Annotated in this window: 22 protein-coding genes; 11 read left to right on the top strand and 11 right to left on the bottom strand. The window is 58.9% G+C overall.

Annotated features, from left to right (window positions below; genetic code table 11):
• Window positions 1–2 precede the first annotated feature (2 nt).
• From QEO92_RS18330 to QEO92_RS18310, 5 genes are read right to left on the bottom strand one after another with little or no spacing between them, the layout of a single operon-like run.
• Window positions 3–1,259 (bottom strand): ABC transporter substrate-binding protein, encoded by a 1,257-nt coding sequence (locus QEO92_RS18330; protein WP_227703976.1) that lies wholly within the window; start codon window positions 1,257–1,259, stop codon window positions 3–5.
• A 32-nt stretch (window positions 1,260–1,291) separates the two neighbouring features.
• On the bottom strand, window positions 1,292–2,404 hold the full coding sequence (locus QEO92_RS18325; RefSeq protein WP_227703975.1) for an ABC transporter ATP-binding protein: 1,113 nt from the start codon (window positions 2,402–2,404) through the stop codon (window positions 1,292–1,294).
• A gap of 5 nt (window positions 2,405–2,409) precedes the next feature.
• Complete coding sequence (locus QEO92_RS18320; protein WP_227705210.1) at window positions 2,410–3,264, bottom strand: carbohydrate ABC transporter permease; 855 nt, start codon at window positions 3,262–3,264, stop codon at window positions 2,410–2,412.
• A 56-nt stretch (window positions 3,265–3,320) separates the two neighbouring features.
• On the bottom strand, window positions 3,321–4,205 hold the full coding sequence (locus QEO92_RS18315; RefSeq protein WP_227703974.1) for a carbohydrate ABC transporter permease: 885 nt from the start codon (window positions 4,203–4,205) through the stop codon (window positions 3,321–3,323).
• Entirely contained in the window at window positions 4,202–4,327 is a 126-nt protein-coding gene (locus tag QEO92_RS18310; RefSeq protein WP_265105709.1) for a hypothetical protein, read from the bottom strand. The genes QEO92_RS18315 and QEO92_RS18310 overlap by 4 nt, the downstream gene beginning before the upstream one ends.
• A 242-nt stretch (window positions 4,328–4,569) precedes the next feature.
• On the opposite strand from QEO92_RS18310, the gene QEO92_RS18305 reads away from it, so the two are divergent.
• Window positions 4,570–5,478, top strand: a complete 909-nt coding sequence (locus tag QEO92_RS18305; RefSeq protein ID WP_227703973.1) for a helix-turn-helix domain-containing protein — start codon at window positions 4,570–4,572, stop codon at window positions 5,476–5,478.
• A gap of 108 nt (window positions 5,479–5,586) precedes the next feature.
• Here the strand turns inward: QEO92_RS18305 and QEO92_RS18300 are convergent, their stop codons facing one another.
• The 4 genes from QEO92_RS18300 to QEO92_RS18285 form a co-directional block, all read right to left on the bottom strand.
• On the bottom strand, window positions 5,587–6,600 hold the full coding sequence (locus QEO92_RS18300) for an acyltransferase family protein (protein WP_227703972.1): 1,014 nt from the start codon (window positions 6,598–6,600) through the stop codon (window positions 5,587–5,589).
• Between the two features lie 53 nt (window positions 6,601–6,653).
• Window positions 6,654–7,925: an O-antigen ligase family protein gene (locus QEO92_RS18295; RefSeq protein ID WP_227703971.1), complete on the bottom strand. Its 1,272-nt coding sequence runs from the start codon at window positions 7,923–7,925 to the stop codon at window positions 6,654–6,656.
• Window positions 7,926–7,932: 7 nt separating this feature from the next.
• Window positions 7,933–9,183 (bottom strand): polysaccharide biosynthesis/export family protein, encoded by a 1,251-nt coding sequence (locus QEO92_RS18290; protein WP_227703970.1) that lies wholly within the window; start codon window positions 9,181–9,183, stop codon window positions 7,933–7,935.
• A 113-nt stretch (window positions 9,184–9,296) separates the two neighbouring features.
• Window positions 9,297–9,977, bottom strand: a complete 681-nt coding sequence (locus QEO92_RS18285; RefSeq protein WP_227703969.1) for a sugar transferase — start codon at window positions 9,975–9,977, stop codon at window positions 9,297–9,299.
• A 729-nt stretch (window positions 9,978–10,706) separates the two neighbouring features.
• On the opposite strand from QEO92_RS18285, the gene QEO92_RS18280 reads away from it, so the two are divergent.
• Together QEO92_RS18280 and QEO92_RS18275 are read left to right on the top strand one after the other, a co-directional pair.
• Window positions 10,707–11,000 (top strand): exopolysaccharide production repressor protein, encoded by a 294-nt coding sequence (locus QEO92_RS18280; protein ID WP_280107459.1) that lies wholly within the window; start codon window positions 10,707–10,709, stop codon window positions 10,998–11,000.
• A gap of 93 nt (window positions 11,001–11,093) precedes the next feature.
• On the top strand, window positions 11,094–12,098 hold the full coding sequence (locus QEO92_RS18275; RefSeq protein ID WP_227703968.1) for a glycosyltransferase family 2 protein: 1,005 nt from the start codon (window positions 11,094–11,096) through the stop codon (window positions 12,096–12,098).
• Here the strand turns inward: QEO92_RS18275 and QEO92_RS18270 are convergent.
• The gene (locus tag QEO92_RS18270; protein WP_227703967.1) at window positions 12,089–13,033 is read right to left on the bottom strand and encodes a polysaccharide pyruvyl transferase family protein; all 945 of its coding nucleotides are present in this window, start codon (window positions 13,031–13,033) and stop codon (window positions 12,089–12,091) included. The two genes, QEO92_RS18275 and QEO92_RS18270, sit on opposite strands and share 10 nt — an antisense overlap.
• Before the next feature lie 42 nt (window positions 13,034–13,075).
• Window positions 13,076–14,044 carry a glycosyltransferase family 2 protein gene (locus QEO92_RS18265; protein ID WP_227703966.1) on the bottom strand — a complete coding sequence of 323 codons (969 nt, stop codon included), beginning with the start codon at window positions 14,042–14,044 and terminating at the stop codon, window positions 13,076–13,078.
• Between the two features lie 857 nt (window positions 14,045–14,901).
• On the opposite strand from QEO92_RS18265, the gene QEO92_RS18260 reads away from it, so the two are divergent.
• The 8 genes from QEO92_RS18260 (at window position 14,902) to QEO92_RS18225 (ending at window position 24,402) form a co-directional block, all read left to right on the top strand.
• On the top strand, window positions 14,902–16,050 hold the full coding sequence (locus QEO92_RS18260; RefSeq protein WP_227703965.1) for an acyltransferase family protein: 1,149 nt from the start codon (window positions 14,902–14,904) through the stop codon (window positions 16,048–16,050).
• Window positions 16,051–16,053: 3 nt separating this feature from the next.
• Window positions 16,054–16,851, top strand: coding sequence for an endo-1,3-1,4-beta-glycanase ExoK (gene exoK, locus QEO92_RS18255; protein WP_227703964.1), 798 nt, complete (start codon window positions 16,054–16,056; stop codon window positions 16,849–16,851).
• A gap of 69 nt (window positions 16,852–16,920) precedes the next feature.
• A complete protein-coding gene (locus tag QEO92_RS18250) occupies window positions 16,921–18,114 on the top strand; it encodes a glycosyltransferase (protein ID WP_227703963.1) in 1,194 nt (397 codons plus the stop codon).
• Window positions 18,115–18,122: 8 nt separating this feature from the next.
• Window positions 18,123–19,133, top strand: a complete 1,011-nt coding sequence (locus QEO92_RS18245) for a glycosyltransferase family 2 protein (RefSeq protein ID WP_227703962.1) — start codon at window positions 18,123–18,125, stop codon at window positions 19,131–19,133.
• A complete protein-coding gene (locus tag QEO92_RS18240) occupies window positions 19,133–20,062 on the top strand; it encodes a glycosyltransferase family 2 protein (RefSeq protein ID WP_227703961.1) in 930 nt (309 codons plus the stop codon). Before QEO92_RS18245 ends, QEO92_RS18240 begins: the two co-directional genes overlap by 1 nt.
• Window positions 20,059–21,072: a glycosyltransferase family 2 protein gene (locus QEO92_RS18235; RefSeq protein WP_280107458.1), complete on the top strand. Its 1,014-nt coding sequence runs from the start codon at window positions 20,059–20,061 to the stop codon at window positions 21,070–21,072. The genes QEO92_RS18240 and QEO92_RS18235 overlap by 4 nt, the downstream gene beginning before the upstream one ends.
• Window positions 21,063–21,968 (top strand): UTP--glucose-1-phosphate uridylyltransferase, encoded by a 906-nt coding sequence (locus QEO92_RS18230; protein WP_227703960.1) that lies wholly within the window; start codon window positions 21,063–21,065, stop codon window positions 21,966–21,968. The genes QEO92_RS18235 and QEO92_RS18230 overlap by 10 nt, the downstream gene beginning before the upstream one ends.
• A 76-nt stretch (window positions 21,969–22,044) precedes the next feature.
• Window positions 22,045–24,402 (top strand): polysaccharide biosynthesis tyrosine autokinase, encoded by a 2,358-nt coding sequence (locus tag QEO92_RS18225; protein WP_227703959.1) that lies wholly within the window; start codon window positions 22,045–22,047, stop codon window positions 24,400–24,402.
• Window positions 24,403–24,418: the final 16 nt, after the last annotated feature.

Raw genomic sequence — 24,418 nt, 5'->3', positions numbered from 1 at the left:
CTTCAGATCCCCGTCAGCGCTTCATTGATGCCGGCGATGATTTCGGCCGCGGCGTCCTCGGCGGACTGTTGGCCGTAGGCGAAGGCTTCGAAATTGCTGTCGAAGGCTTCGGTGACCCGCGGATGCTCGTTGAGCGGCGAAACGCCGGGGCTCGTCGGCTCCATCACTTGCTTGTAAGCCTCCAACTGCACAGGCTTGATCTTGCCTTCCTTGGTCAGGATATCGAGGGCTGCCTTGCTGGAGGGAATGCCTCGACTGGCGCCCATCACCTTCGCCGCTTCCGGGTCGTTGAGCAGGCAATTGACGATCTGCGCTGCCGCCTTCGGGTCCTTGCTGTTCTTGGAGATCGCAAACAGCATGGAAGGCTTGCGATAGACACCGTCCGTCTTGGCTCCGTCGATCGTCAGGAGCTTGACCGGGACCAGTTCCTGCCCCTTTTCCATAGGGGTTGAAATCTTCCCGTAGGTGCTGTCCCACTGATAGGTGCCGGCGATCTGGCCCCTCGCCCATTTTTGGTTTTCATGCAGCGGCGTGTTGCCGGCGGCGGCAACCTGTTTCCAGGATTCGATGACGCCTTTGTCGACCAGGGTCTGGTAGAATTCGAGACCCTCGACGAGTTCCTCTTCCGTCCAGGCGACCTGGTTCGTCGCTGGGTCGATCAGGTCCTTACCGGTCTTTTGCGTGGTGCGCAGGATGACCACAAGCCGGGCGTCGAGGGCGGCGCCTTCGAAGGGATAATAGTCCTTGCCGAGCTTTTCCTTCATCTTCGGTGCGGCAGCGATCAGTTCATCCCAGGTCTTCGGGATCGGGACACCGGCCTTGTCGTAGGTCGTCTTGTTGAACATGAAGACGCGCCCGGTGGTGGAGACCGGAATGCCGTTCAGCTTGCCCTTGACGGTGCCGCTGTCGAGGTCGGCCTTGGTCCACTGGCCGAGGTCGATGATGTCCTTGTACTGATAGAGATCGGCAAAGCCGGTGCCGTTCTTGGTAAAGAGCGGCAGCCACGGCCAGTTGATCTGCAGGATATCGGCTTCGGTGCCGCCGGCAAGCTGGGTGGCGACCTTCTCCTGATGCCCTGTCCACCCGGTGAACTCGGGCGCGATCGTGTGGCCGAACTTGCCGCCGCAAATCTTCAGGGCTTCCTGCGTTGCAAGGTGACGGTCGTCGCTGCCCCACCAGGACATGCGCAGATCCGCAGCGAATGCTGTCGAAAGGCTGGTAGCGGCAAACAGTGCCGCCGTGATGATCATGGTTCTCATTTTGGCTCCTCCCAGGTTGGAACGGTGAAATTTCAGACCGCCAGGCTGATATTCTCCCCGGTCTGGCGATCGAACAGATGCACTCCTCTCGGGTCCGGGCTCAGCCAGACCCAATCGTCGCGCAATGCGCTGCGGTCGTAGGCCGCAGACGGCACGACGGCGATCAGTCGCTTCGGGCCGATATCGACATAGAGGTAGACTTCATGGCCCATGAACTCGATGTGATTGAGCTTGCCTTTGAGTGTTGCCGGCGTCTCAGCGGCGGCAAGGCGCAGATGCTGAGGCCGGATGCCGAGCGTTACCGCGCGGCGCGAATTTCCCGACAGGCGGGAGGCGAAATCTTCACCGAGCTCGACCGTCTGATCCGCTGTCCGGATGCTGCTTTCTCCCACAAGCTCTCCGTCCAGGAAGTTCATTTCCGGGCTGCCGATGAAACCTGCGACAAAGGTATTGGCAGGGCGATTGTAGAGCGTCACCGGGTCGGCGACCTGCATGATGTGCCCGTCCTTCATCACACAGATGCGGTCGCCCATGGTCATGGCTTCCGTCTGGTCGTGGGTCACGTAGATGACAGTCGCCTGCTGTCCCTCGGCCTTCAGGCGCTTATGCAGGTCGGTGATGCGCACACGCATCGAGGCGCGCAGCTTCGCGTCGAGATTCGAGAGCGGCTCGTCGAACAGGAAGACCTGCGGCTTCTTGATGAGTGCCCGGCCGACAGCGACCCGCTGGGCCTGACCTCCGGAAAGTTGCTTCGGAAGCCGATCGAGGAGCGGGTCGATCTCCAGAAGGCCGGAGACGTGCTGCGTCGCCTCCGCGATCTCTGTAGCCGGGCGGCGCTTCAGCCGCATGCTGAAGGAGAGATTCTTGCGCACCTTCATATGAGGGTAGAGAGCATAGTTCTGGAAGACCATGGAAATGCCGCGGTCGCCCGGGGTTTTGTCGTTAACAAGCTCACCACCGATGAGGATCTCGCCGCCGGTAATCCGTTCAAGGCCGGCGATCATGCGCAGCGTCGTCGATTTGGCGCAGCCGGACGGGCCCACCAGCACCATGAACTCACCATCCTCGACATCGAGGTTGATGCCATGCACCGCGCGGAACGAGCCATAGTCCTTTTCGAGGTTTCTCAGTTGCAGACGCGCCATGTCGATTATCCTTTGATGCCGCCGGACGAGATGCCGTCGATGAAATATTTCTGCGCGAGGAAGAAGACCGCGAGCGCCGGCGTCAGCGTCAGGACGGACATGGCGAGCACGCGATTCCATTCGAACGCTTCCGTGGTGTCGATCGAGAGTTTCAGCGCCAGCGAAACCGGATATTTGTCCACCGAGGAGATGTAGATCAGTGGCCCCAGGAAGTCGTTCATCGTCCACATGAACTGGAAGAGGCAGACGGAGATCAGCGCCGGCATGAGCAGCGGCACGACGATAAAGATCAGCGCCTGCCACGTGGTGGCGCCATCGACACGGGCGGCTTCTTCCATGTCGCGAGGAATGGCGCGCAGGAACTGCACAAGCATGAAGACGAAAAAGGCGTCTCCCGCAAAAGCCGAGGGTACCCACAGCGGCAGAAAGCTATCGAGCCATCCGAGGTCGCGGAAGAGCAGGTATTGCGGAATGCGGGTGACCACGTTCGGCAGGAGCAATGTCGCGATCAGCGAGGCGAAGAGCAGCTTCTTAAACGGAAACTCGAAGCGAGCGAAACCGTAGGCTACTGCCGTGCATGAGATGGCCGTGCCGATCACTTTGGGGACGACGATCCAGAGCGTGTTCAAAAAGAACGTGCCGAAGGAATAGGGCGTCGACGTCCTCCAGCCCTTGATATAGCCGTCAAGTGTCGGATTCTCGGGCCAGAAGCCGGGATTGGCAAATATCTCGGAATTGGTCTTGAAGGATGCGCCGATCAGCCAGATCAGCGGATAGAGCATGAGCAGGCCCACTCCGGCGAGCAGTGCATAACGAAATGCCATGCTGAGCCGATGGCTGCGCATTTCGCGCGCGCGCATGGTGTCAATGTCGCCGACCGTGGGTGCGGTATTGGAAAGCACATGCTCGGTCATGATCAGTTCCTCTTGTCGCCGGCGTAGTAGACCCAGTGGCGCGAGGACCAGAAGGCCACGAGCGTGAGCAGCATGATGATGACGAAGAGGACCCAGGCGATCGCCGAGGCATACCCCATGTCGAAGCGCTTGAAGGCCTCATCATAGATGTAGAGCGGCAGGAGATAGGTGGATTTCAGCGGGCCGCCTTGCGTGATGATGTAGGGGCCGTTGAACTCCTGGAAGGCCTGGACCATCTGCATGATCAGGTTGAAGAAGATGACCGGGGTGATGAGCGGCAGCGTGATATAGACGAAGCTTGTCCAACGGCCGGCGCCGTCGATCGCGGCAGCCTCATAAAGCGTCCTGTCGATGCTCTGAAGTGCGGCGAGGAAGATCACCATCGCCGAACCGAACTGCCAAAGCCTCAGCAGCGTGATGGTGAACAGCGCATTGGTCGGATCGCCAAACCAGTTGACGGGTTCGAAGCCAATCAGATTCAGGCCCATATTGACGAGGCCGACATCCGCAAAGATATATCGCCACAAAACGGCGATTGCGATCGAGCCGCCGAGGATGGACGGTACATAATAGGCCGTGCGGAAGACATTGATGAACTTCAGCTTGTAGTTCAGGATCACCGCCATGAAGAGAGCGAAGGCGAGCTTCAGTGGCACGGTCGTGAAGACGTAGACGAGCGTCACCCAGAGCGATTTGCGGAAGGTCCGATCGTTGGTGAAGAGTTTGATGTAGTTCGCCAAGCCGGTGAAGATCGGCTCGTTCATCAGGTTATAGTTGGTGAAGCTCAGGTAGAGCGATGCCACGAACGGAAGGGCCGTGAAGATCAGCAGCCCGATGATGTAGGGCGATAGATAAAAAAGACCCAGGAACCGGCTTTCTCCGCTCATGCCGCTGTCCTCGACTTTGCCAGCGCTTCGGCCCGCCGGTGATGGGATCTATCGATGATCTGGCGGGAGGCATAAAGCTGGATGAGCAGGGCGAGCGTTCCGCCCTGGGCAAGGTCGCCCATGAGTTTCGCCGGCCCGTTGCGCGCGCCCCTGCAAAGGGCAATGTTAAACGACGAGATACTTCCCTTATTGTGCATCGTATTTTTGGCACAGAAATCCCGCGGCGCCCGCAACGACGGCGGGCTCCTGAAAAATCTAACGCCATTTCCTCCCAATCTGGCCTTCAAACGTGTTGAGGTCTTGGTTCCCGCACTGATAATCTCATCTTGTTGGAGAGATCAAATCGACAAATTCGGGGAAAAGGATGGACAAAATTGAAGGTAGCGTGCTCGCCGGGATTCCGATGGGTGCACTTGCCCTGACACTCACGCGTTCAACCATAAGGATGCAGCATTCCCACACCTGGAGCGTCGACAAGTCGAACAGTGTCCACGATCTCATCATCTGCCTGACGGGCTCGGCGCATTACGAGGTGGACGGAGAGGCAATCCTCATGTCGCCGGGCCGGGCGATGCTGTTGCCGGCGGACACGCACTTCATCGGCTATTCGACCTCGAAGGAGCCTTATACGGGAATTGCCCAACACTTCATGCTCGACCTCTTCGGTCGGCTGGACATGATCTCCCAGATGCATCTCAAGCGGTCCGTTGCCCTTTCCCGCTGGGATATGATGGAGCCGCTGACGCGCTACTATCACGACAATTCGCCGCCCTATTCCACCACACTCCTGCAGCATCATCTTTTCATGTTCCTTCTGATCGAATTCATCGAGCAGGCACATATCGGATGGCGGGAGCAATCGGTCGGTAACGTCAACAATCCCGACGCGCTTTCATTTTCCATCATGGTAGCGGCAAGTCAGATTGCCGCCGATCCGCTCAACGATCAGATCGTGGAGCGCGCTCTGAATTCGGCGCCTTATAATCTCGACTATTTCAAGCGCGAGTTCCGCAAGCGCGTTGGATGGACCCCGGACAAATTCCAGGAATTCAAACGGATGGAGAGAGCCATGGGGCTGATGGCTGGCGGTTGCAGCGTCAAGCGCGCGGCAGAGCTTTCGGGATATTCCGATGCCTATTATTTCTCCCGCATGTTCAAGCGCTATATCGGCATCAGCCCGCTTGGGTATCAACAATCGGAAAAACGCAACCGCGAAGGCGCATTTCCGCGAGGCGAAGAGGACGGGCAGCTCCTTTATCCCCTGCCACGATGAGCTCGATGGTGTGTGGCGTCCACGAAAGCACGGATTGATCCCAATTCGGTATGAGATAAAAAGTCCAGGCTTGCCACAAGCTGCGGCCTGAGCGTTTCGAAGCTCAGTTCATCTGGCCGGCCGACGGATCGGAAGACGCCAGAGAGAGGACCTTTTCCCCTTGAGAAGGAATTGAACGGGCCTTTCCAGGCACTCGTAGCCGGCGACACCCGCGAGTGTACCGAGCACGACGGCCGCAAAAAGGATTGCCGGAGCCGCGAGCGATAGCGAGACGCCAACCTGCGCCACGACGGAAACCGCGAAAGTGTGCCAGAGATAGATGGAATAGGAGCTGTCGCCGAGATAGGTGAGCGCGGGAAGATTCGGCAGCTTACCGCTGGCTTCAACGGCCAGCGCTCCCGACACGAGCATCACCGCCAGCGGTCCACATGACCAGGCATCGAATTCAAGCTTCAGCAGATGGATCGCAGCAAAGCCTGCTATTGAAGTTCCCACGAGAACAAGGCCGATCGAGGGGGAGGGCAAACGTCCGCTGCGCCACAATTTTGCGAGCGCCGCTCCGGCTACGAATTCGAGGATGACCGGTGCCGTATAGAAGCCGATGATCTGGCTCGTTGGCTGCAGCAAGGCTCCGGCGGCAACAAGCAGGCCAAACAGGACGGCCAGGGCCGGGAGCCGTGAGGCGGGTTTCAGAAACAAGATCAGCGCGAATACCGCATAGAAGAAGATTTCGTAGTTCAGCGTCCACCCCTGCACCAGTACCGGCCACAGGTTTCCCGAACTTGGAGACGTTACCGGGATGAAGAAGAACGATCCGAGCATATGCTCGAGGTTGAGTTTCAGGTTCGGGAAGAGCCCGATAACCGCACCGATGATCATGACCGCAGTCGCGGCCCAATAGGCCGGTGCGATGCGCTGAAGGCGGTTGCGGAAGAAATCGGCGGGGCTGACTGGCCGGCTGTCACTGAGAGCCACCATGATGAAACCGCTGACCACGAAGAAGACATCGACGCCGGCCGCGCCGATCGTGAAATGCAAGCCGGTGCGCTCGCCGGCATGAAAGATCACGACGGCTATCGCTGCGAATGCCCTCAGGTACTGAATTGAGTAGAGCGTCTGCATCCTGGGTATCCTTCAGCGCGGGGTTTAGGCGGTCGGGCGCCCCCGATAAGCGTTCAGCCCGTACGGGCGCTGTTCAGACTGGAAACATATTGATCGAAATAGGGGCGGGAGAGGCGGGACTGCGCGATCGTCAGCTTCCCGACGGCAAAATAGAGGAGGAACGAGCCGATATGATAAGGATGCATGATGTCGATCTCGACAAAGGAACGGACCAGCAACAGGCTGGCTATGCCGAAGAGGAGAAGCGACCCGGGGTTCCTGTCGACGGTCAGCAGTCGTCTCAGGTGACTGACGACGGTCGTCAGCAGAATGAGGGTAAGCAGAAGCGTGCCGGCCAATCCGGTTTCCACCATGGCTTCGATATAGGTGTTGTGGAAATGGAAGCCGCTTCGCGAGGCGATGTAGAAGTCCTGCCACAATCGTTCCGCTTCGGAAAACCCCGGCACCCAATAGGCCTGATAGCCGATTCCGAAATAGGGATTATCGCGAGCTGCGGCGATGCCCTGCTGCCAGAGATAGGTTCTGCCGGTCAGGGTCGCATCCTTGCCGAAGACGGAGAGGATCACATCCATCGCGCCGAATTGCAGTGCCCCAACGCCTATGACTGCCATCACGATCAGGGACGCGGCGAAGAATACCCGTCGGTTCTGTGGCGTAAAGAACATGATGACCTGCATACCGACACAGAGAGCCACGGCACCAAGCGTCGTAATGACGGATGTTGCCGATTGTGACGCGGCGAGGGAATAGACCGAAAGCAGGCCAATCAGGCCGGAGGCGATGAACCAGAGACCGCGCGCCCGGAAGATCAACACCGTTGCATAGGAAAAGAAAACGCCGAGCGAAGCATAAAGGCCGAGCTGGTTCTTGGAGGAAAAGGCGCCGACGAAACTGTAAGTGCCATCAAGCGAATCGTAGAGATAGGTGCCGAACAGAAGCGAATACAGCAATACCAGCCCGCATCCAGCGACGGCGCCGCGCGATAGAGTGGCGACGGTCATCGTCCGCATTGCGATCAGCGCACAGATGATGTGCGTCAGATACTGTACGGATGCACGCATCGATACCGGAGGAGCCGCCGACCAGAAGACCGACAGGAAACAGAAGAGTGCGAAGGAGAATATCCACAGGTATCTGAAGGAGTTGCCGAGGACGCGGCGATAGTCGATCAGGACGAGCGGAAACCAGACGGCATAATAGGCCAGGATGGAAACCTGCCCCAACCGGCTCGAATAGGCGAACACGAAGAAAGAAAGCGCGATCGCAGCCACGCCATAGACTTCATTGCGGGCCGGATCGATCAGCGCAGATTTGGCTATCCTCATGCATGCCTCATTGCATCAAAAGCTCGGAACTGACCTTGATGACATCGCCGGGCAAGAGCCTGTCGTTTTCGCCCACCATGACTTCCTTCGGCCCTTCTCCCTGGTCCCGCACCACGACATATTTGATGGTGGCAGCCTTGCCGGTAGGGTCGAATTTCAGCGCTTCAGCGGATTGGGCCAGCGCTTCCGACATCAGTTCGCGGCTGGTGCCGAGCTGCAGCCCGAGTTTTTCAAGCTCGGCTTCGGTATCCTGCAGTTCCTTGGCGCGTTGCGCCTCCCAGTCATTACGCAGATTGACTTCGTCCTGATTGGCCTGGTTAATGTCCTGCTTGGCGCGAAGTGCTGCCGTATCCGTATCCAGCATGTTCGATTCGAGATCGGCTGCCCGCTCCTCGGCCGTCAGGCGCCGGCTGGAAGTGGCAAGGCCTTGTTCGGTCAGCTTGGCCATCTTGTCGCGGTCCTCGGCGACAAGCTGCAGCCGGCGCTTCTGTGTCTCGGACTTCTGGGCTAGCGATTGGACTTCCTTTTCGAGCAGTTCCCTGAGATCGGCCAATGCTTTCAATTGAGTTTCATAACGATCCCGCCGGGATTTCATGAGCGCCGCCTCGCTGGCGATAAGCTGGTCGGCATTTGCGACATTCTGAAGCTCCGGCGGGACCTTCAGTTCATCGGCGCCGGCGACTTCCGCAAGCAGGCGGGCGCGACGGGCAAAAAGCCGGCTGCGCCCGGAATCATAGACTACCGCTTCGCCGCGAGCATTAATGAAATCACGGGCGAAACGTTGTCCTGCATCGGACCGGCGGAGCCCGCCGGCGAGGCTGACGGCCTTCAGAACCGTCAGGTTGGGGCCATAGGGATATTCGCCGGGCCTATCGACATCGCCGGTTACGAAAACCGGACGGAATTCAGCGATTTCCACCGAGGCCGATGGCAAGTTGCGTAATGCGAACTTGCTGCGCAGCTCTTCACCGATGGCTTTTGCCACGTCGGCGGTCGTCTTTCCCGCAGCTGCGAGGTCACCGATGAAGGGTAACGAGAGGGAACCCGTTGGCCCTATCGTATAATCGCCGCTGATCGCATCCCAATTTCGAACGGTGCCTTCGGCAGGCTGCCATTCAGCCACCCGAATGCGCAGCTTGTCCATAACACCGAGTTGATATCCGGTTTCATCCGCTGCGGCGCTTTCGGTCGATATGACAAGGAGCGCTCCAACCAGAAAGCATAAAATCCTCCATGCGGAGGCGGTTCGTATCTGCATTTGACTTTTCCTCAAATCGCGCGGTTGCGTCCACGCTTGGGGAGCATCATTTTTCCGAAACCGGCCGCGGACAGGGATTTCGGATTTCTTCTGGGGCAAGAGAAGGCGAACGATTAGTAGCTGCCGCGTGCCAGGCAAACGGCGGGAATCGTTTTCGCAATGATTGCGAAGTCGCCGAGAAGCGACCAGTTCTGGACGTATTGGGTATCGAAAGCGATGCGGGTTTCGTAGGAGACGTCGTTGCGACCGCTGATCTGCCAGAGACCCGTGAGGCCCGGGCGGGTCCGCAGGTAATAAGCGGCAAAGCTGTCGTAGAGGTTCAGTTCCTCATCGACGACAGGTCTTGGACCGACCACGCTCATTTCACCTCGAACAATGTTGATGAGCTGCGGGAGTTCATCGAGGCTGAGTTTGCGTAGCACTGTCCCAACAACCGTCACACGCGGGTCGACCTTGAGCTTGCGGGTGGCCCGCCACTCCTCGGCTGCTTGTGGGTTGGCGTTCAGATAGTTTCGCAGGACCTCGTCGCCATTGACAGCCATCGTGCGGAACTTGAGGCATCTGAATGACCGGCCGTTATGGCCTATCCGACGATGCCCGTAGAAGACCGGACCATTGTCGGAAAATTTCACCAGCGCCGCAATCATCAGAAAGATCGGGCTGAAAAGGATGAGGGCTAGAGCGGCTGCGGTGATGTCGAAGGTACGTTTTGCCAAGCCACCGGTCGGGAAAGCCAAGTCGGCTTGGTCGGGGCTTGAAAACGGCGAACCTGCCGAACGTGTCGCTGACTTCATAGAGTTAACTCCATTTAGGTTTTGCGATAGTCGGTGCCATTGCGGCGCGTTATTCCGAGCCTATGGGATAATAAGTCTGTGTTCGGAATTTGATGCCAGTCAAATTTTTTGCGCGGCCATTTCCGATGGGGCGCCGCTGCCGGCTGGGGGATGCCGGAGGGATATTGGTTAACTTGAGAGGCGTTGGTTTATATGTTTGGAAATACTAATTCTTGTATGTAAAATCCTGTTTGTTGCGAATAGTTTCCGACTGTGTCCGGTTATTTCCCGCTTTTTGTCTCGTCGCTGCCCCAGCTACACCCGACCGTGCTTCTTTGAGAGTGGGACCAAAGTAGCTTGCACTTAGGACCAAAGGCCCAGCCCTGCTGCGCCGCAATACAATGCTGCGCTGCAATAATCGTAGGTGTGCCGTCTTAAGCTTTGTAACAAAAGTTGATCGCATAACCGGCCACTCTACCCGACGCAACTGGTGAATTGTTCCAAACGCGGCGAAACCGGGCTAAAATATGGCGAAAACGAGGCGTAAGCATTGTGGTACGGGGGTATCAAGCGCTATGACGGGCTATATTTTCACGGAACTTGCGAAACCTTACGAAAGTTTCACCAATAGCCTGACATAATCGAGATAGGAAACTTGAATCCTCTCCTGCAGGCTCCTATGGTTGTTCCATTGGGAGAGGAGCCGAAAGATCGATGAACTGAGCAAGTTTAAGTTCGGGAGGAGGAATTATGTACGCACCGCGCGTCTTTGTCAGCATGACAGGGGTACTGATCGTTTTTGCGGTGTCTGCGTATTTTATGACCGGATCGTTTTATACGGCGCTTATACAGACATTGATCTGTGCCGTACTTCTCCAGGTCGGTTATTTCATCGGCGTTCTTTACCTGGTGCGGCGCGAAAAGAAGCTTCGCGAAGAGAACATTTCATCAGAGGCGGCCACCATCAAAAACTCGAAGGACAGCAATCGACGCGACGGTCTGCGCGCCGATGCCGCTCCGAATTTACCCGCCAGTGACACCTGATTTGTCTCGTTCAAGCTTTTTTCAGGAGATTTCACACGAGGGCCATTTTCCTGCGTCCATAGTTCCACCAACCGATGAAGCTTGGAGAGGGCTATGGCTGAAACCACTCACCAGACAATCTGCGTCATCATCGCGGCCAAGAATGCCGCCGAAACAATCGGGGTCGCGATTCAATCGGCCCTGAATGAGACGCATGTCGGCGAGGTCGTCGTGGTCGATGACGGTTCGACGGATGCGACGGCGACGGTTGCACGGCAAGCCGATGACGGATCGGGTCGCCTGACCGTCGTTTCCTTTGAAAAAAACCGTGGTCCTTCGGCTGCCCGCAACCACGCCATTGCGATATCGCGCGCCCCGCTGATCGCCATCCTCGATGCCGACGATTTCTTCTTTCCCGGCCGTTTCGCGCCGATGCTCGAAGAGGATGGATGGGATCTCATCGCCGATAACATCGCCTTCATCTACGAGCCAACCGAAATCATTCATCCAGAACGCTTCGAGACGAGGGCGCGTACAATGTCACTCACCGAATTCGTCGAGGGGAATATCTCGAAGCGCGGCGTGAAGCGCGGGGAGACCGGTTTCCTGAAACCGATGATACGTCGGAATTTCCTGGAGGCTCATGGGCTGCGTTACAAGGAGGAGATGCGGCTTGGCGAGGACTATGATTTCTATGTCCGGGCACTGGCAAAAGGCGCCCGCTACAAGGTGATCGAGCATTGCGGCTACGGCGCCGTGGTCCGGCATGATTCGCTCAGCGGTCGGCATCGCACAGAGGATTTGCGCACGTTCTACGAAGCGGACGAGGCAATTCTCGCCGACCGGAGGCTCCCCGACGAGGCGAGGGCCGTCATTACGCGACATCGCGACCATATCCGCGACCGCTACGAGTTGCGTGCTTTCCTCGACGTCAAGTCGCACGCCGGCAAGTTTGCCGCAATTCGCCATATCCTAACCCGCCCGCAGGTGTTGCCGGCGGTGGCGACAGGCATCTTCCTCGACAAGCTCGATCTCCTGCGTTCGAAATCATCTCCGGCGGCGGTTGAGCCTCCGAGGACGCGCTATCTCCTGCCTGGTATCCCTGCCGTTCAGAAATAGTCGCGGCGGATCCCATCCAGCATCGTGCGGAACTGTTCCTTCCGCTCTTCGAGGACATTATCGGGGCTGAGGCGTGGTTCGGCGCGGCCGGCCTGCCAGAGCGCCAGCACGGAGGGAGAGGCCAGAAACTGCTTGGCCATTCCGCGAAGCCCGGTCTGTGAGGGAGGCCTGCGGGTCATGACTTCGCCTCCCGGGTTTTGCGGCGTCGCCTCGGGGGCGGGCTGCTCCCCGTCGAAGCGCACGCCCCAGAAACGGGAGCGTTTGGCGACGGCCTCTGCGCGGGTGGATACCGGCACATAGCGAGGTTCATAGGTGGTGCCGACGGAGCTTGCCCAGTCGTTCCATTTGAAATTGTTGATCGAACGCGAGGTGCTGACAGCAATCCAGGGAACACGGAAGGCATCCGCCAGGATAGCGCCGTGCATGGATTCGGCGATTATCAGCTCCGACTGCGCAATGTGGCGGATGACGGATTTCGCTTCGCCGCGGGGGTCGAGGTAAGCGAGGCCGACCGGCTCGCAAACCGCCTCCCACATGCCGAATTCGGCCGATTCCCAATGGGGAATGAAGGTTTTCCTGTGGACCTTCGGGAGGCTCTGGAATTCCGGCATGTCTGTGATCATTGCCGCCGGATCGGTAATCGCCCTTTCTGGCGGCAGGCCAAGCTTGGCAGCCGTCAACGGACCGCGAACCGCACGCACGTCCCATTCCGCCGGATTGCCGATATCCGGCGGCGTGCCATAACCATAACCGCTGCCCACCACGAGCTTCTTCTGTCCCGCTGGCAACAGGGCCGGATTGAGAACAGTGCCGACACCTACGAGAAGTATCTCCGGATGCACGTCCCGAAAGCCGGGCAGCAGTGCGTCCCAGAGCCAGAGGTTGAGATCGTCGCCGAAATTGCCGTGATGCGATTCCCAGTAGTACGCTTTCATGCGGGCCTCCGTGGGATAATGGTTGAATGGGACGTCTTGGTTTCAGCGAGCGCTGCCACCGAATTTTCCGGCGCCGAGTTCGAAGGCTGCTCGAAGCAAGCCCGGATCACGCAGCACCCAGCGGGCGAGCAGGCCGAAATCCGGAGCCTGACGTCGTTTCACCCGTCCGGCCTGGCTCCAGAGCGCCTGGCGGCGGGCGGTGTTTTTGTAGGATGCGATCGACGCTACGTCGCCAGGGCGGGAGCGGAAACGCTGTTCCAGCGTGTCAAGCGCGACCCAGGTGTTGAACTGCTGGCGCAGGAACTGCGGCGAGCGGTTGTCGATGCTGTGGAAGATGTTGAGGCCCATGCCGCGGCCCGCCCCCGCCTCGTCGCAGAGCAGGGTTCGTTTCGATTTGAGAATGCAGTCGCAGAAGAACAGCACATCTTCTGCAGCCAATCGCAGCGAGGGTTCGAAGCGGATCGTTTCGAAAACCGGCCGCGCGATCACCATGCAGGATAGATGCAGGAAGCTCCAGTTCTTCAGCATCACGCTTGCCAGATTCGACATCTCGATGACGAGGGGATCTTCGGACAGCCGCGTGCCGCCCTCCGCCTTTTCGAGCTCGGCCATGCCGAAATGATAGTAGAACTCGTCGCTCGCCTGCATGGAGGCCCAGTAGCACTCGGCATCGAACCGTGTCATGCAGTCAAACGCGTTCTTCAGATGATCCGGCAGCCAGATGTCGTCCGAATCGAGAAGGGCGACGAAACGAGTTTCCGCCGGTACGTTATCGAGGCCGGTGTTGCGTGCAGCTCCTGGTCCGCCATTTTTCTGGCTGATCACCCGGATGCGCGATTTCCAGGTTTCATCAATGCCTTGAAGCTCGGTGTCGGCGGGAAGGGGGGACTCATCATCGACGATGACTATATCGAAATCCTGATAGGTTTGATCGAAGATCGATTTCAATGCGCGGCCAAGAATGCCGGCCTCTCTTTGGTAAAATGGGATAACAACCGTGAACGTCGCCATGTTTTAGCCCTGCTTCCTTGAAGAATTGCAAGCCACCGACTTTCGCCGGGCTCCGGGTTTAGGCGGCAGCTCGCTGCCGTATTCGACTGACCTCCAGCAACGGGATTCGACCTGTGGCTCCAGGCCACGACACTAAGACCATCACGCAAGTGCCGGCTGGAGCGCACTATCTAAGACCGCTACATTCGGGCTGAAATTTGTCACCATGTCCATTCTGGCAAGACCGCTGACACCGGAAGATGTCGGATCGGGTGGCCGGAGAGGCCACCTAGCCAGCAGTCTATCGACGGATCACCGCCTTTGTGATGACGCTCGGCATGCGCGTTTTCCTGCCTGTTTTGGGCGGACGGGTTAACAAATCTTCGATATGGAAGTGCTGGCTGCACTGCCGCGGGACGGGTTTCCTCCTTGCGGAGCGGGCGCTTCTGAGAAATTTTCCAGCTTATTCGACGTCGCGGGATGCGCGAGCCGGTCAGACGCCTCGCCTGCCTGATTGTGTCGCAGATTTGCCTTAATCTCGCCATATTTTAGCGAAGTCTGAAACGGGAGCGGTAATAGAATACGGACTCCGATAGATTGTTTCGGGGTCGGGAGGAAAAATTTTTCGCGCGTGCTGCGATGCAGCATTTTGGGTTGGAATCACATCGAACTCCCTGTGAATCATAAATTCGTGCGGGCGAGTTGATGGGGCGGGCGCTTGGCTGCCCACGCATCGATTACTCTGTCATCCATCAATTTTTTGCTGCGCCGCCACATTTTGCGCCAAACTCGGCGTGATCATTTTGATAACCGCGGGCCCAAGTCTGCTCTGATTGAAACGGCGGTGAGGGGAGGCACTGCTCAAAAGGGGTGACTCGTTGACTGTTGATCAGAACATATCCTCCCGTATCAATTTGATGCGTATCCTGCTGATCTCAGGCATTGTCTTCGTGCATGTGCCTTATGATCCTCCGACGAGCGCCTTCCTCGGATTGAATGGCTTCTTCGACTGGCTGCGCGTCTTTTTGGGTGACAGCCTGTTTCGCATTGGCGTTCCGTGCCTCAGCGCCATTTCCGGTTATCTGCTGTTCCAGCGCGGCCTGGACGCTTTCGACTATGCCAGGACGCTTCGTTCGAAAGCGAAAACCGTCCTTCTTCCTTTCCTGCTTTGGAATTGCAGCCTGCTCGCCACCGTTTTCCTCCTTCAGCACTTCGATATTGGCGTGGGTTATTTCCCCGACCTTTGGAACGCCTCGACACGAGAGTTCCTGAGTTATGCGCTGGCAACCGAAGGGCTGCCGGTCAATGTTCCGCTCTATTTCCTGCGTGACCTGATCGTCTGCATCATTCTTTCGCCGATCCTTGCCTTTCTGGTGCGCCGCTATGCGGCACCGACGCTTGTGATCCTCTTCGTCCTGGCGATCTTGCCGGAACTGACGCTTGGTATTGTTCTCAAAAAGTCGATTCTCTTCAGCTTCACGTTCGGCATTTTCCTGGCGCTCAACCGGCTGGACCTGAAGGCGCTCGATCGATTCTCGATTGTTGGGACCGCAGCAATGCTCGCAGTCGCCATCTTGCTGTCGATTGGTCTTTTTCGCACCGGCCCGGATTTCCCATGGGCGCTTGATCTTGCGCGCAACACGCTGTCGATCGTTGGCGCGGGGGGATTCTGGCTTATGTCGGCCTTGGCCATCCGGTCGTGGATCGGCCGGCGTCTCGCCGGCACCGGCAGCTTGAGCTTCTGGGTTTTCTGCGCCCATTATCCCTTACTGGTCCTGCTGTGGATGGTCTGGAACCGGATGGCTGGAGATGAGCAGTATCCGCTTTTCTATGCCAGCTCGGTCATCGCCAGCTTCGTCATCCTCACGACATCCAATCTCTTCGTCTCCCGCGCGATGCCGGGCTTCTATGAAATCCTGACTGGCAGCCGCGGGCGAAAGGCGAAGCTTTCCGCCGCGGCGAAATCCTATTCGTCGGCCGGCACCACTCGCTCCGGCGAACCGGCAATGACGCAACAGCAGAGGTGAAACATGATGGCGAAAGCCAGACATCTTCGGCGAGCCTGCCAGATCGCTACCGCAGCCGCGGTGGCGAGCCTTCTTGCACCCATGGCCCAAGCTCAACAGGGTGCGACCGGCAAATCCTTTGTCGAGAACTTCGACAGCCTCGACCGTTCGTTCTGGTACGTCTCCGACGGCTGGAATAACGGCAAGCACCAGAACTGCACTTGGTCGAAGAACCAGGTGCGCGTTGAAAATGGCCTACTGCAGTTGGAATTTGCCGAGCGGAAGACCAGCAACCGCAACTATGTCTGTGGCGAGATCCAGACCAAGGCGCGCTTCGGCTACGGTACATATGAGGTGCGGATGAAGGCTGCGACCGGTTCCGGGCTGAACTCTGCCTTCTTCAGCTATATCGGACCAACCGACAAGAAGCCGCACGATGAGATCGACTTTGAGGTCCTCGGCAAGAACACCGGCCAAGTTCAGGTGAACCAGTACATCAACGGCAAGGGCGGCAATGAGAAGCTTGTGCCGGTCGCCGGCGGCGCGGACCAGGGCTTCAACGATTACGCCTTCATCTGGGAGGAGAACCGCCTCCGTTACTTCGTGAACGGCAAGCTTGTTCAGGAGGTGACGGACAAGGCGACGATACCTTCGAACGCCCAGAAGATATTCCTGAGCCTCTGGGGCACCGATACACTCAAACAATGGATGGGTGCGTTTTCCTACACTCAACCCACGACGATGACCATTGACCGTGTCGCGTTCACGGCGATGGGCGAAGACTGCCGCTTTCCAGAATCCGTGCTCTGCACGCTCGATTGAGGCGGTCTGCGGCTCGTTGCCCGATGCGGTCCCTGAGAGCCGGAAGGCTCGAAAAAGGAGTTGGACGATTTGACATTGAACGTTCTTTATCTCGCGCATGATCTCGCGGATGCGGCGATCCGGCGGCGGGTGCTGACCTTGAAAGCGGGCGGTGCAAGCGTCACTGTTGCCGGTTTCGAGCGCGGCGCGAACGTGCTGTCCGACGAGCGGGATGTGCCGACGATTGTGCTCGGAAGAACAGCGGATGCCCGCTTCGCACAACGTATCGGCGCCGTGGTGGCCGCGCGCATGGTGCTGAAGCGAAAGCTCTCGGGAATCACCCGGCCCGACGTTATCATCGCCCGCAACCTGGAAACCCTTGCGCTTGCCGGCCACGCTGCCTCGCTTTTCGATCGCAATGTTCCGGTCGTCTACGAATGCCTCGATATTCACCGGCTTCTCCTCGATGAGGGGATAAAAGGCCGCCTGATGCGGCAGGCTCAACGCTTCTTCGGCAATCGCGCCAGCCTGTTGATCACCAGTTCGCCGGCTTTCGTCGAGAATTTCTTCAAGCCGCGGTCAGGTCTCGATCTGCCGGTCCTGCTTCTGGAGAACAAGGTTCTGGCCCTGAAGCCGGAACTTATGCCCGCCTCAGTCGCGCCGAGACCACCAAGACAGGGGGCGCCTTGGCGGATTGGCTGGTTCGGAGCGATCCGGTGCCGAAAATCACTGGACAGCCTGATCGATTTCGCGGCGCGGATGGACGGCAGGGTCCAGATCGTCCTGCGCGGTCGCCCGGCATATAGCGAGTTCGACGATTTCGATGCGAAGGTCAGTGCTGCCCCGCATGTGGAATTCCACGGCGCCTACCGCAATCCGGAGGATCTCGCGGCGATCTATGGCGATGTCCATTTCACATGGGCGATCGATTTCTTCGAGGAAGGGCTCAATTCGAGCTGGCTACTGCCGAACCGCCTTTATGAAGGAGGGCTCCACGGCGCAGTGCCGATCGCGCTTTCGGGGACCGAGACCGGCCGGTTTGTCGAGAAACGTGACATTGGCGTGACGCTCGACAACGCGATGCCGGAAACGCTTGAGGCTCTGTTCGAGGGCATGACCGAGGCACGCTACGCCGATCTCGCTTCTAGAATTTCAATTATTGAACGGAATCAATGGATCACGGGTCAGGCGGAATGCCAGGCCCTTGTCTCCAGACTCGCCGCCCTACATCCCAACCTCTCGTCGCCGGCAGACATGCCGGTCGTGTCAACCGTGCAGTCGTGAGGTTGAGTATGGTTTCGCGTTCTCACTGTAATGCCCAGATTTCCAGCGTCCGGACGCTCCTCGTGATCCCTTGCCTGAACGAGGCGGCAACGATCGAGCCGCTCTTGCGCAAGCTGAACGGACAGCGCGGCGAGATGGACATGTTGCTTGTTGTGGCGGACGGCGGCAGCCATGATGGCACGCGGGATATCGTGCAAAAGCTTCTGCCTGAGATACCCCGACTTCTGCTTCTGGAAAACCCGAAGCGCATCCAGAGCGCCGCGATCAATCTTGCCGTGGACCGTTTCGGGCAGGATCGCGACTATCTCATCCGTATCGATGCGCATGGTGACTATCCAGACGGGTATTGCCGGACCTTGCTGGAGGAAGCGCTCGATATGCAAGCCGATTCCGTCGTGGTCGGCATGGAGACGGTCGGCTTCGGCCTGTTCCAGAAGGCGACGGCCGTGGCGCAGAATTCCAAACTCGGCAATGGCGGCTCCAAGCATCGGGCCGGTGGCGGCGGCGACTGGGTGGATCACGGTCATCATGCGCTCATGCGGATCGAGGCCTTTCGCGCTGTCGGCGGATACGACGAGAATTTCAGCCACAACGAGGATGCGGAGCTGGATTTCAGACTGCGCGCCGCGGGCTTCCGCATCTGGATGACCGGCAAGACCTTCATGACCTATTATCCGCGGGCGAGTGCCCCGGCTCTCTTCCGGCAATATCTCGCCTATGGCCGCGGCCGCGCGAAAAACCTCATCAAGCATCGCTCGATCCCGAGGCTACGTCAGGCGATCCCGCTCGCGGTCGCTCCTGTTGTCGTCGGCGCGTTCCTCGCCTTGCTTCATTGGTGGGCCGCGGTGCCGCTGGCGATCTGGGCTGCGGCCTGCCTCGGCTACGGCTTCTGGATGGCCGTGGGGCAGAAAAACCCCTACGGCCCGCTCGCCTCGCTCTCGGCGATGATCATGCATTTCGCCTGGTCGGCTGGCTTCTGGCTGGAACTGATCGGCATTCGTCCAGGGAGGGCCGCTTGATGACGGCAGGAGAAAAGCCGGTTCGCATCGATATCGGCGTCTGCACCTATCGCCGACTGGAACTGCAGGCGACGCTCATGTCATTGTTTTCGCTGAGCGTTCCGGCGGGTGTCGAACTGCGCCTGATCGTTGCCGACAACGATGCAATTCCGAGCGCGCGCACTCTGGTAGACGGCCTGCGCAACCGGTCGCCCTTTCCGATCAGCTATGTCCATTGCCCGAAATCGAATATCTCGATTGCCCGCAACGCCTGCCTGACCGAATGCAATGCGGATTATCTTGCCTTCATCGATGACGACGAGACGGCTACGCCCCGATGGCTCGCCGAGCTATTTGCAGCGGTGATGCTTACCGGCGCAGACGCGATACTCGGCCCCGTCCGGGCGGTCTACGGAGCACGGAGCACCTCATGGATGCGCAAGGGGGATTTCCATTCCACCATGCCCGTCTGGGTCGGTGGCAGGATCAGGACCGGCTACACCTGCAACGTATTGCTCGACATGCGTTCGCCCGTGGTTGCGGGTCGCAAGTTTGCCTTGTCGCTCGGCCAGAGCGGCGGCGAGGACACGCATTTCTTCACAGCGCTCACCGATGCCGGTGGGCGCATTGAATTTGCCCAGGAGGCGATTGTCGAGGAAATCGTTCCGGAAAAACGGGCGAGCTTTTCCTGGCTTGCAAAGCGACGCTTCCGCTCGGGCCAGACGCATGGGCGCATTCTTGCCTCCAAGCATGCTGGTTTGAATCGGGTCAAACAGATGGGGCTTGCCGGTTCGAAGTTTGCCTTTTGCGCGGCGATGGCCGCAGCCACGGCCTTTTCCCCGGTCATCCGCAACCGTTATGCCCTTCGTGCGGCTCTGCACGCCGGCGCCGTTTCCGGCACGCTCGGCATGCGCGAGATTCGCCAATATGGAGCCGCTGAAGCAGCATGAGCACGTTCGTACACCAACCCGACGTGAGCTTCGTGATTGCCGCCTACAATGCGGAAGATACGATCGAGCGTGCGATTGCGAGTGCGCTGGCTCAGATCGGGGTGACCATGGAGGTCATCGTCATCGACGACTGCTCGACGGACGGCACGCGCGAGCGGGTGCGTGCGCTTGCGGATGATCGGGTGCGGCTGATCGTTCAGGAGAGGAATGGCGGACCGGCTGTTGCCCGCAATGCCGGCCTTCTTGTCGCCCGCGGCCGCTGGATCGCCATCCTCGATGCCGACGATACTGTCTATCCGGCAAGACTTTTGATGATGCTCGAAAGGGCGGAGGCTGCCGAGGCTCAGATCGTCGTCGACAATATCGATGTCATCCCCATCGAGGGCGGAAAGCCGCAGACGATGTTTCCCAGGGAAGAACTGACGCGGCGGCCGCTCATGACGCTTGCCGATTTCATCGGCTCGAACGTGATTTTCCGGTCGACCTTCAACTTCGGCTACATGAAGCCGGTCTATGAGCGGGATTTCCTTGAACGCCACGGACTACTCTTCGACGAGACGCTGCGGATCGGGGAAGACTATCTGTTGCTCGCCTCCGCCCTTGCAAGCGGCGGCGAGTGCGCAATCATGCCGGATGTCGGCTATGTCTACCATCTTCGGCAGGGCTCGATTTCGCGGGTCCTGGAACAACACCACCTCGACGCGATGCTGGCGTCCGACCGGGCCTTCCTCTCCCGCTATACGCTGGATGAGAAGGCTATGGCTGCCCAGCGCCGACGCACCCGCAGCCTCGTCGAGGCGGGTGCGTTCCTCACGCTGGTCGAGGATATCAAGAAAGGCTCCGTCAGGGGCTTCCTGAAAACAGCGATCGGAAATCCGCGTGCATTGAGACATTTGCGCATGCCGATTGCTGTCCGCATGCGCCGGCTGTTGGGGAACGGCTGGCGCCAACTGAAATCCGATCGGATAGGGCGGGGGCGCCCTCGAGAAAGGACGAAGGAATGGATATGAATAGACCAGTTCGAAAGGCGGTGATTCCCGTCGCAGGCAACGGCACTCGGTTTCTGCCGGCCACCAAGGCCATGCCGAAGGAGATGCTGACGATCGTCGATCGTCCCGTCGTCCAGTATGCCGTCGATGAGGCCATGCAGGCGGGAATCGAGAACATCATCTTCGTGACTAGCCGCAACAAAACGGCGATCGAGGACTATTTCGACAGTGCGCCGGAACTGATTGCCACGCTGACCCGCTCCGGCAAGACGGTCCAGGTTACCCAGCTTGAAAAGATGCTGCCGGTCGCCGGCACCGTCAGCTACACGCGTCAACAGGTCCCGCTCGGGCTCGGTCACGCGGTCTGGTGTGCCCGGGAACTGGTGGGCAACGAACCATTCGCGCTCTTGCTGCCCGACATGGTCTCCTACGGTCCGCAAGGCTGCATGGCCGGGCTGATGGAGCTTTATGAGGAAGTCGGCGGCAATGTCTTTGCGGTAGAAGAATGCTCACCCGAGGAGACGTCCAGCTATGGCATCGTCGGTGTCGGCCACTCCGTCAGGCACGGTTTCGAGGTGACCGAGATGGTCGAGAAGCCCAAACCGTCCGAAGCGCCGTCTAATTATTACCTGAATGGTCGCTATATTCTGCAACCGGAAATCTTTGAATTGCTTGCGCGTCAGGAACGGGGTGCCGGCAATGAGATCCAGCTTACGGATAGCATGCACAAGCTTGCGAAGGCCCAGCCGTTCCATGCACACCCCTATCAGGGACGCACTTTCGACTGTGGCAGCAAGCGTGGCTTCATCGAAGCGAATGTCGCGTTCGCCATGTTGCGTGCGGATATGGGAGCGGAGATTTACGCCTCCCTCAAGGAACTGATGATGTCACACGAGACACGCGTCCAGGCAGCTTGATGCAGCTTGAAATCATTCGCGGCGGACGGCAGCGCGGCTGCCGCCCGTCACACCAACGCTCCGGAAAGCGAGCTCCATGGATCAGGTAAACTTTCGACCACGAACGATATTTCCCGGCGAGACGCGCGACAGCGACACGTTCATTGATCTCGACAAGCTCTGGGCGGCGGCGTTTCGCCGCCTGGGCGTGATCGTCGTGTGCCTCATCGCCACCGTCACGCTTGCGGGGCTTTACCTCCTCACCGCGCAGCCGACTTACACGGCGATGACGCAAATCCTGATTGACGAAAATCTCTCGCGTTATGCCGAGGACGAGCGAGACAGCCAGACCGCCCAGCAGATCGACAACCGCATGTCGAGTGCGGTGGAGATCCTGAAATCCAAGGCATTGGCGTTACGGGTCGTCGACAAGGGCAAGTTCGACCAGAACGAAATACTGGTCAATCCGCCGCAATCGCCGGTCGCTCTTGCCAAGGGAGCGGTTCGCAGCATCGTCGCCCTGGTCACCCCCGGCGATCCGCCGCTTTCGGAAGAGCTTGCCCGCATGGGCCGGCGTGAGAAGGCCGCCGCTGTCCTGCAGCAGTCCCTGACCGTCGAACGCGTCGGACGCAGCTCGGTGATTGCGGTTTCCGTCAGGTCCCCTGATCGGCAGCTTTCGGCATCGATCGCAAGAACCTATGCCGATTCCTATCTGACCGATCAGCTCAATGCCAACTTCGATGCGTCTGAACGAGCCTCGCTGTGGCTGCAGGAACGGCTCAACGATCTTAACAGCCGTTCGCAGCAGGCGGCGCTTGCCGTCGAGCAATATAAAATCGAGCACAATCTCGTCTCGCCACGCGGAGAACTGCTTTCGACGCAACAGCTTTCCGATCTGAACAGCCAGTTGATCGTGGCCCAGGCAGATGCCGCAGCCGCTTCGGCCCGCTACGAACAATACAAGGCGATCACCGACAAGGGGCCGGATGCGGCTGTCCAGAACGCGGTCGTTTCAGCACGCGATACGGACAATACGGTCATTCAGGACTTGCGGAAGCGTTATATCGCGATCAACGACCGAGAGCAGGGGGTCATCCAGCAGTTCGGGGCAGATCACCCGCAGGCTGTCGCGCTGAAAGCGGAAAAGAACGATGTCGCGCAACAGATCTATCGCGAATTGCAGCAGTTGATGGGAAGCTTCCGCAATGAGTTCGAAGTGGCAAGCTCCCGGGAAAAGTCGCTGCGCGATAGCATCGACCGCGTCGCCGGGCGGAATTCGGAGGCCAATGTCTCAATGGTCCAGTTGCATGAACTGGAGCAGAAAGCGGCGGCGCTGAAGTCACTTTACGAATCCTATCTAGGCCGTTTCGAAGAAGCCACCCAGCGGCAATCCTTCCCGATTGCCAAGGCGCGGGTGATCTCAGATGCCGGTATTCCGACGGCGCCGTCCAGCCCTCGCAAGACGCTGACGATGGCGCTTTCGATCGTGCTCGGCCTGCTTATCGGCGGTGCGGCGGCGACGCTGCTTGAATTCCGCGAGCGGTTCTTCCGCACCGGCGACGACGTGCAGGACAAGCTGGGCCAACGTTTCCTCGGGTATCTGCCGAGGGTCAGCAATGCTCTGGTGGAAGACAAATCGACGTCTTCGGCCCCTCCTGCGCCACCGACGGAGAATGAGGCGGCTGGTGTACCTGCCGGCAACCCGATTTCATCCAGACGTCTGATGCGGATTGCCGTGGAGGCGCCCCGTTCGCAGTTTGCCGAGACGCTGCGCAATACCAAGCTTGCCTGCGATATCATGCTGCAGGATCGGAAATGCCGGGTGATCGGCGTTGTATCCTGCCTGCCCGGCGAGGGGAAATCCATGGTTGCTGCAAACTTCGCCGGCCTGCTCGCCTCGACCGGCGTGCGGACGCTGGTGATCGATGCCGACCTGCGAAATCCCGGCCTCAGCCGCATGCTTGGCAGCGAGCCGGAGGTCGGCCTTGTGGAAGTCATCCTCCAGAAGACGTCATGGACGAGCGCTGCACGTGTCGATCGCAGATCGCGGCTGACGATCCTGCCGATGACCATGCGGAGCCGCAATCTCGCCCATACAAGCGAGCTCCTGGCGTCCTCCGGCATGAGCCAGTTCCTCGAAAGCATCAAGGAAACGTTCGACGTCATCGTCGTCGATCTCGCACCGCTTATCCCGGTGATCGATGCCAAGGCTTTCGAACCCTATGTCGACGGCTTCGTCTTCGTGACGGAATGGGGCGCGACGCCCGCGAAAGCGGTGCAGTCCGTGCTGCGATCCGAGCCGCAGATCGCCTCGAAGACGGTCGGCGTCATCCTCAACAAGACGGAGATGTCGGAACTGCATAAATACGCTGATCCAGGCGCACCGGAGCGGCTGCGCAGCAGCTATCTTTCCTACTACAAGGACAAGGAAGGGGCCGCGCCGGCGCCACGATAAACCGAGAAGGGGCGGT

The organism is Neorhizobium petrolearium, assembly GCF_029854435.1.
Taxonomy (GTDB): Bacteria; Pseudomonadota; Alphaproteobacteria; order Rhizobiales; family Rhizobiaceae; genus Neorhizobium; species Neorhizobium petrolearium.
Note: the sequence above shows the minus strand (reverse complement) of the source record. Positions and strands in the feature narration are given on the sequence as shown.

Coding starts and splice junctions, on each gene's coding strand:
- QEO92_RS18330 (WP_227703976.1), bottom strand. CDS start 1,259: ATGAGAACCATGATCATCACGGCGGCACTGTTTGCCGCTACCAGCCTT.
- QEO92_RS18325 (WP_227703975.1), bottom strand. CDS start 2,404: ATGGCGCGTCTGCAACTGAGAAACCTCGAAAAGGACTATGGCTCGTTC.
- QEO92_RS18320 (WP_227705210.1), bottom strand. CDS start 3,264: ATGCGCGCGCGCGAAATGCGCAGCCATCGGCTCAGCATGGCATTTCGT.
- QEO92_RS18315 (WP_227703974.1), bottom strand. CDS start 4,205: ATGAGCGGAGAAAGCCGGTTCCTGGGTCTTTTTTATCTATCGCCCTAC.
- QEO92_RS18310 (WP_265105709.1), bottom strand. CDS start 4,327: ATGGGCGACCTTGCCCAGGGCGGAACGCTCGCCCTGCTCATCCAGCTT.
- QEO92_RS18305 (WP_227703973.1), top strand. CDS start 4,570: ATGGACAAAATTGAAGGTAGCGTGCTCGCCGGGATTCCGATGGGTGCA.
- QEO92_RS18300 (WP_227703972.1), bottom strand. CDS start 6,600: ATGCAGACGCTCTACTCAATTCAGTACCTGAGGGCATTCGCAGCGATA.
- QEO92_RS18295 (WP_227703971.1), bottom strand. CDS start 7,925: ATGAGGATAGCCAAATCTGCGCTGATCGATCCGGCCCGCAATGAAGTC.
- QEO92_RS18290 (WP_227703970.1), bottom strand. CDS start 9,183: ATGCAGATACGAACCGCCTCCGCATGGAGGATTTTATGCTTTCTGGTT.
- QEO92_RS18285 (WP_227703969.1), bottom strand. CDS start 9,977: ATGAAGTCAGCGACACGTTCGGCAGGTTCGCCGTTTTCAAGCCCCGAC.
- QEO92_RS18280 (WP_280107459.1), top strand. CDS start 10,707: ATGTACGCACCGCGCGTCTTTGTCAGCATGACAGGGGTACTGATCGTT.
- QEO92_RS18275 (WP_227703968.1), top strand. CDS start 11,094: ATGGCTGAAACCACTCACCAGACAATCTGCGTCATCATCGCGGCCAAG.
- QEO92_RS18270 (WP_227703967.1), bottom strand. CDS start 13,033: ATGAAAGCGTACTACTGGGAATCGCATCACGGCAATTTCGGCGACGAT.
- QEO92_RS18265 (WP_227703966.1), bottom strand. CDS start 14,044: ATGGCGACGTTCACGGTTGTTATCCCATTTTACCAAAGAGAGGCCGGC.
- exoK (WP_227703964.1), top strand. CDS start 16,054: ATGATGGCGAAAGCCAGACATCTTCGGCGAGCCTGCCAGATCGCTACC.
- QEO92_RS18245 (WP_227703962.1), top strand. CDS start 18,123: ATGGTTTCGCGTTCTCACTGTAATGCCCAGATTTCCAGCGTCCGGACG.
- QEO92_RS18240 (WP_227703961.1), top strand. CDS start 19,133: ATGACGGCAGGAGAAAAGCCGGTTCGCATCGATATCGGCGTCTGCACC.
- QEO92_RS18235 (WP_280107458.1), top strand. CDS start 20,059: ATGAGCACGTTCGTACACCAACCCGACGTGAGCTTCGTGATTGCCGCC.
- QEO92_RS18230 (WP_227703960.1), top strand. CDS start 21,063: ATGGATATGAATAGACCAGTTCGAAAGGCGGTGATTCCCGTCGCAGGC.
- QEO92_RS18225 (WP_227703959.1), top strand. CDS start 22,045: ATGGATCAGGTAAACTTTCGACCACGAACGATATTTCCCGGCGAGACG.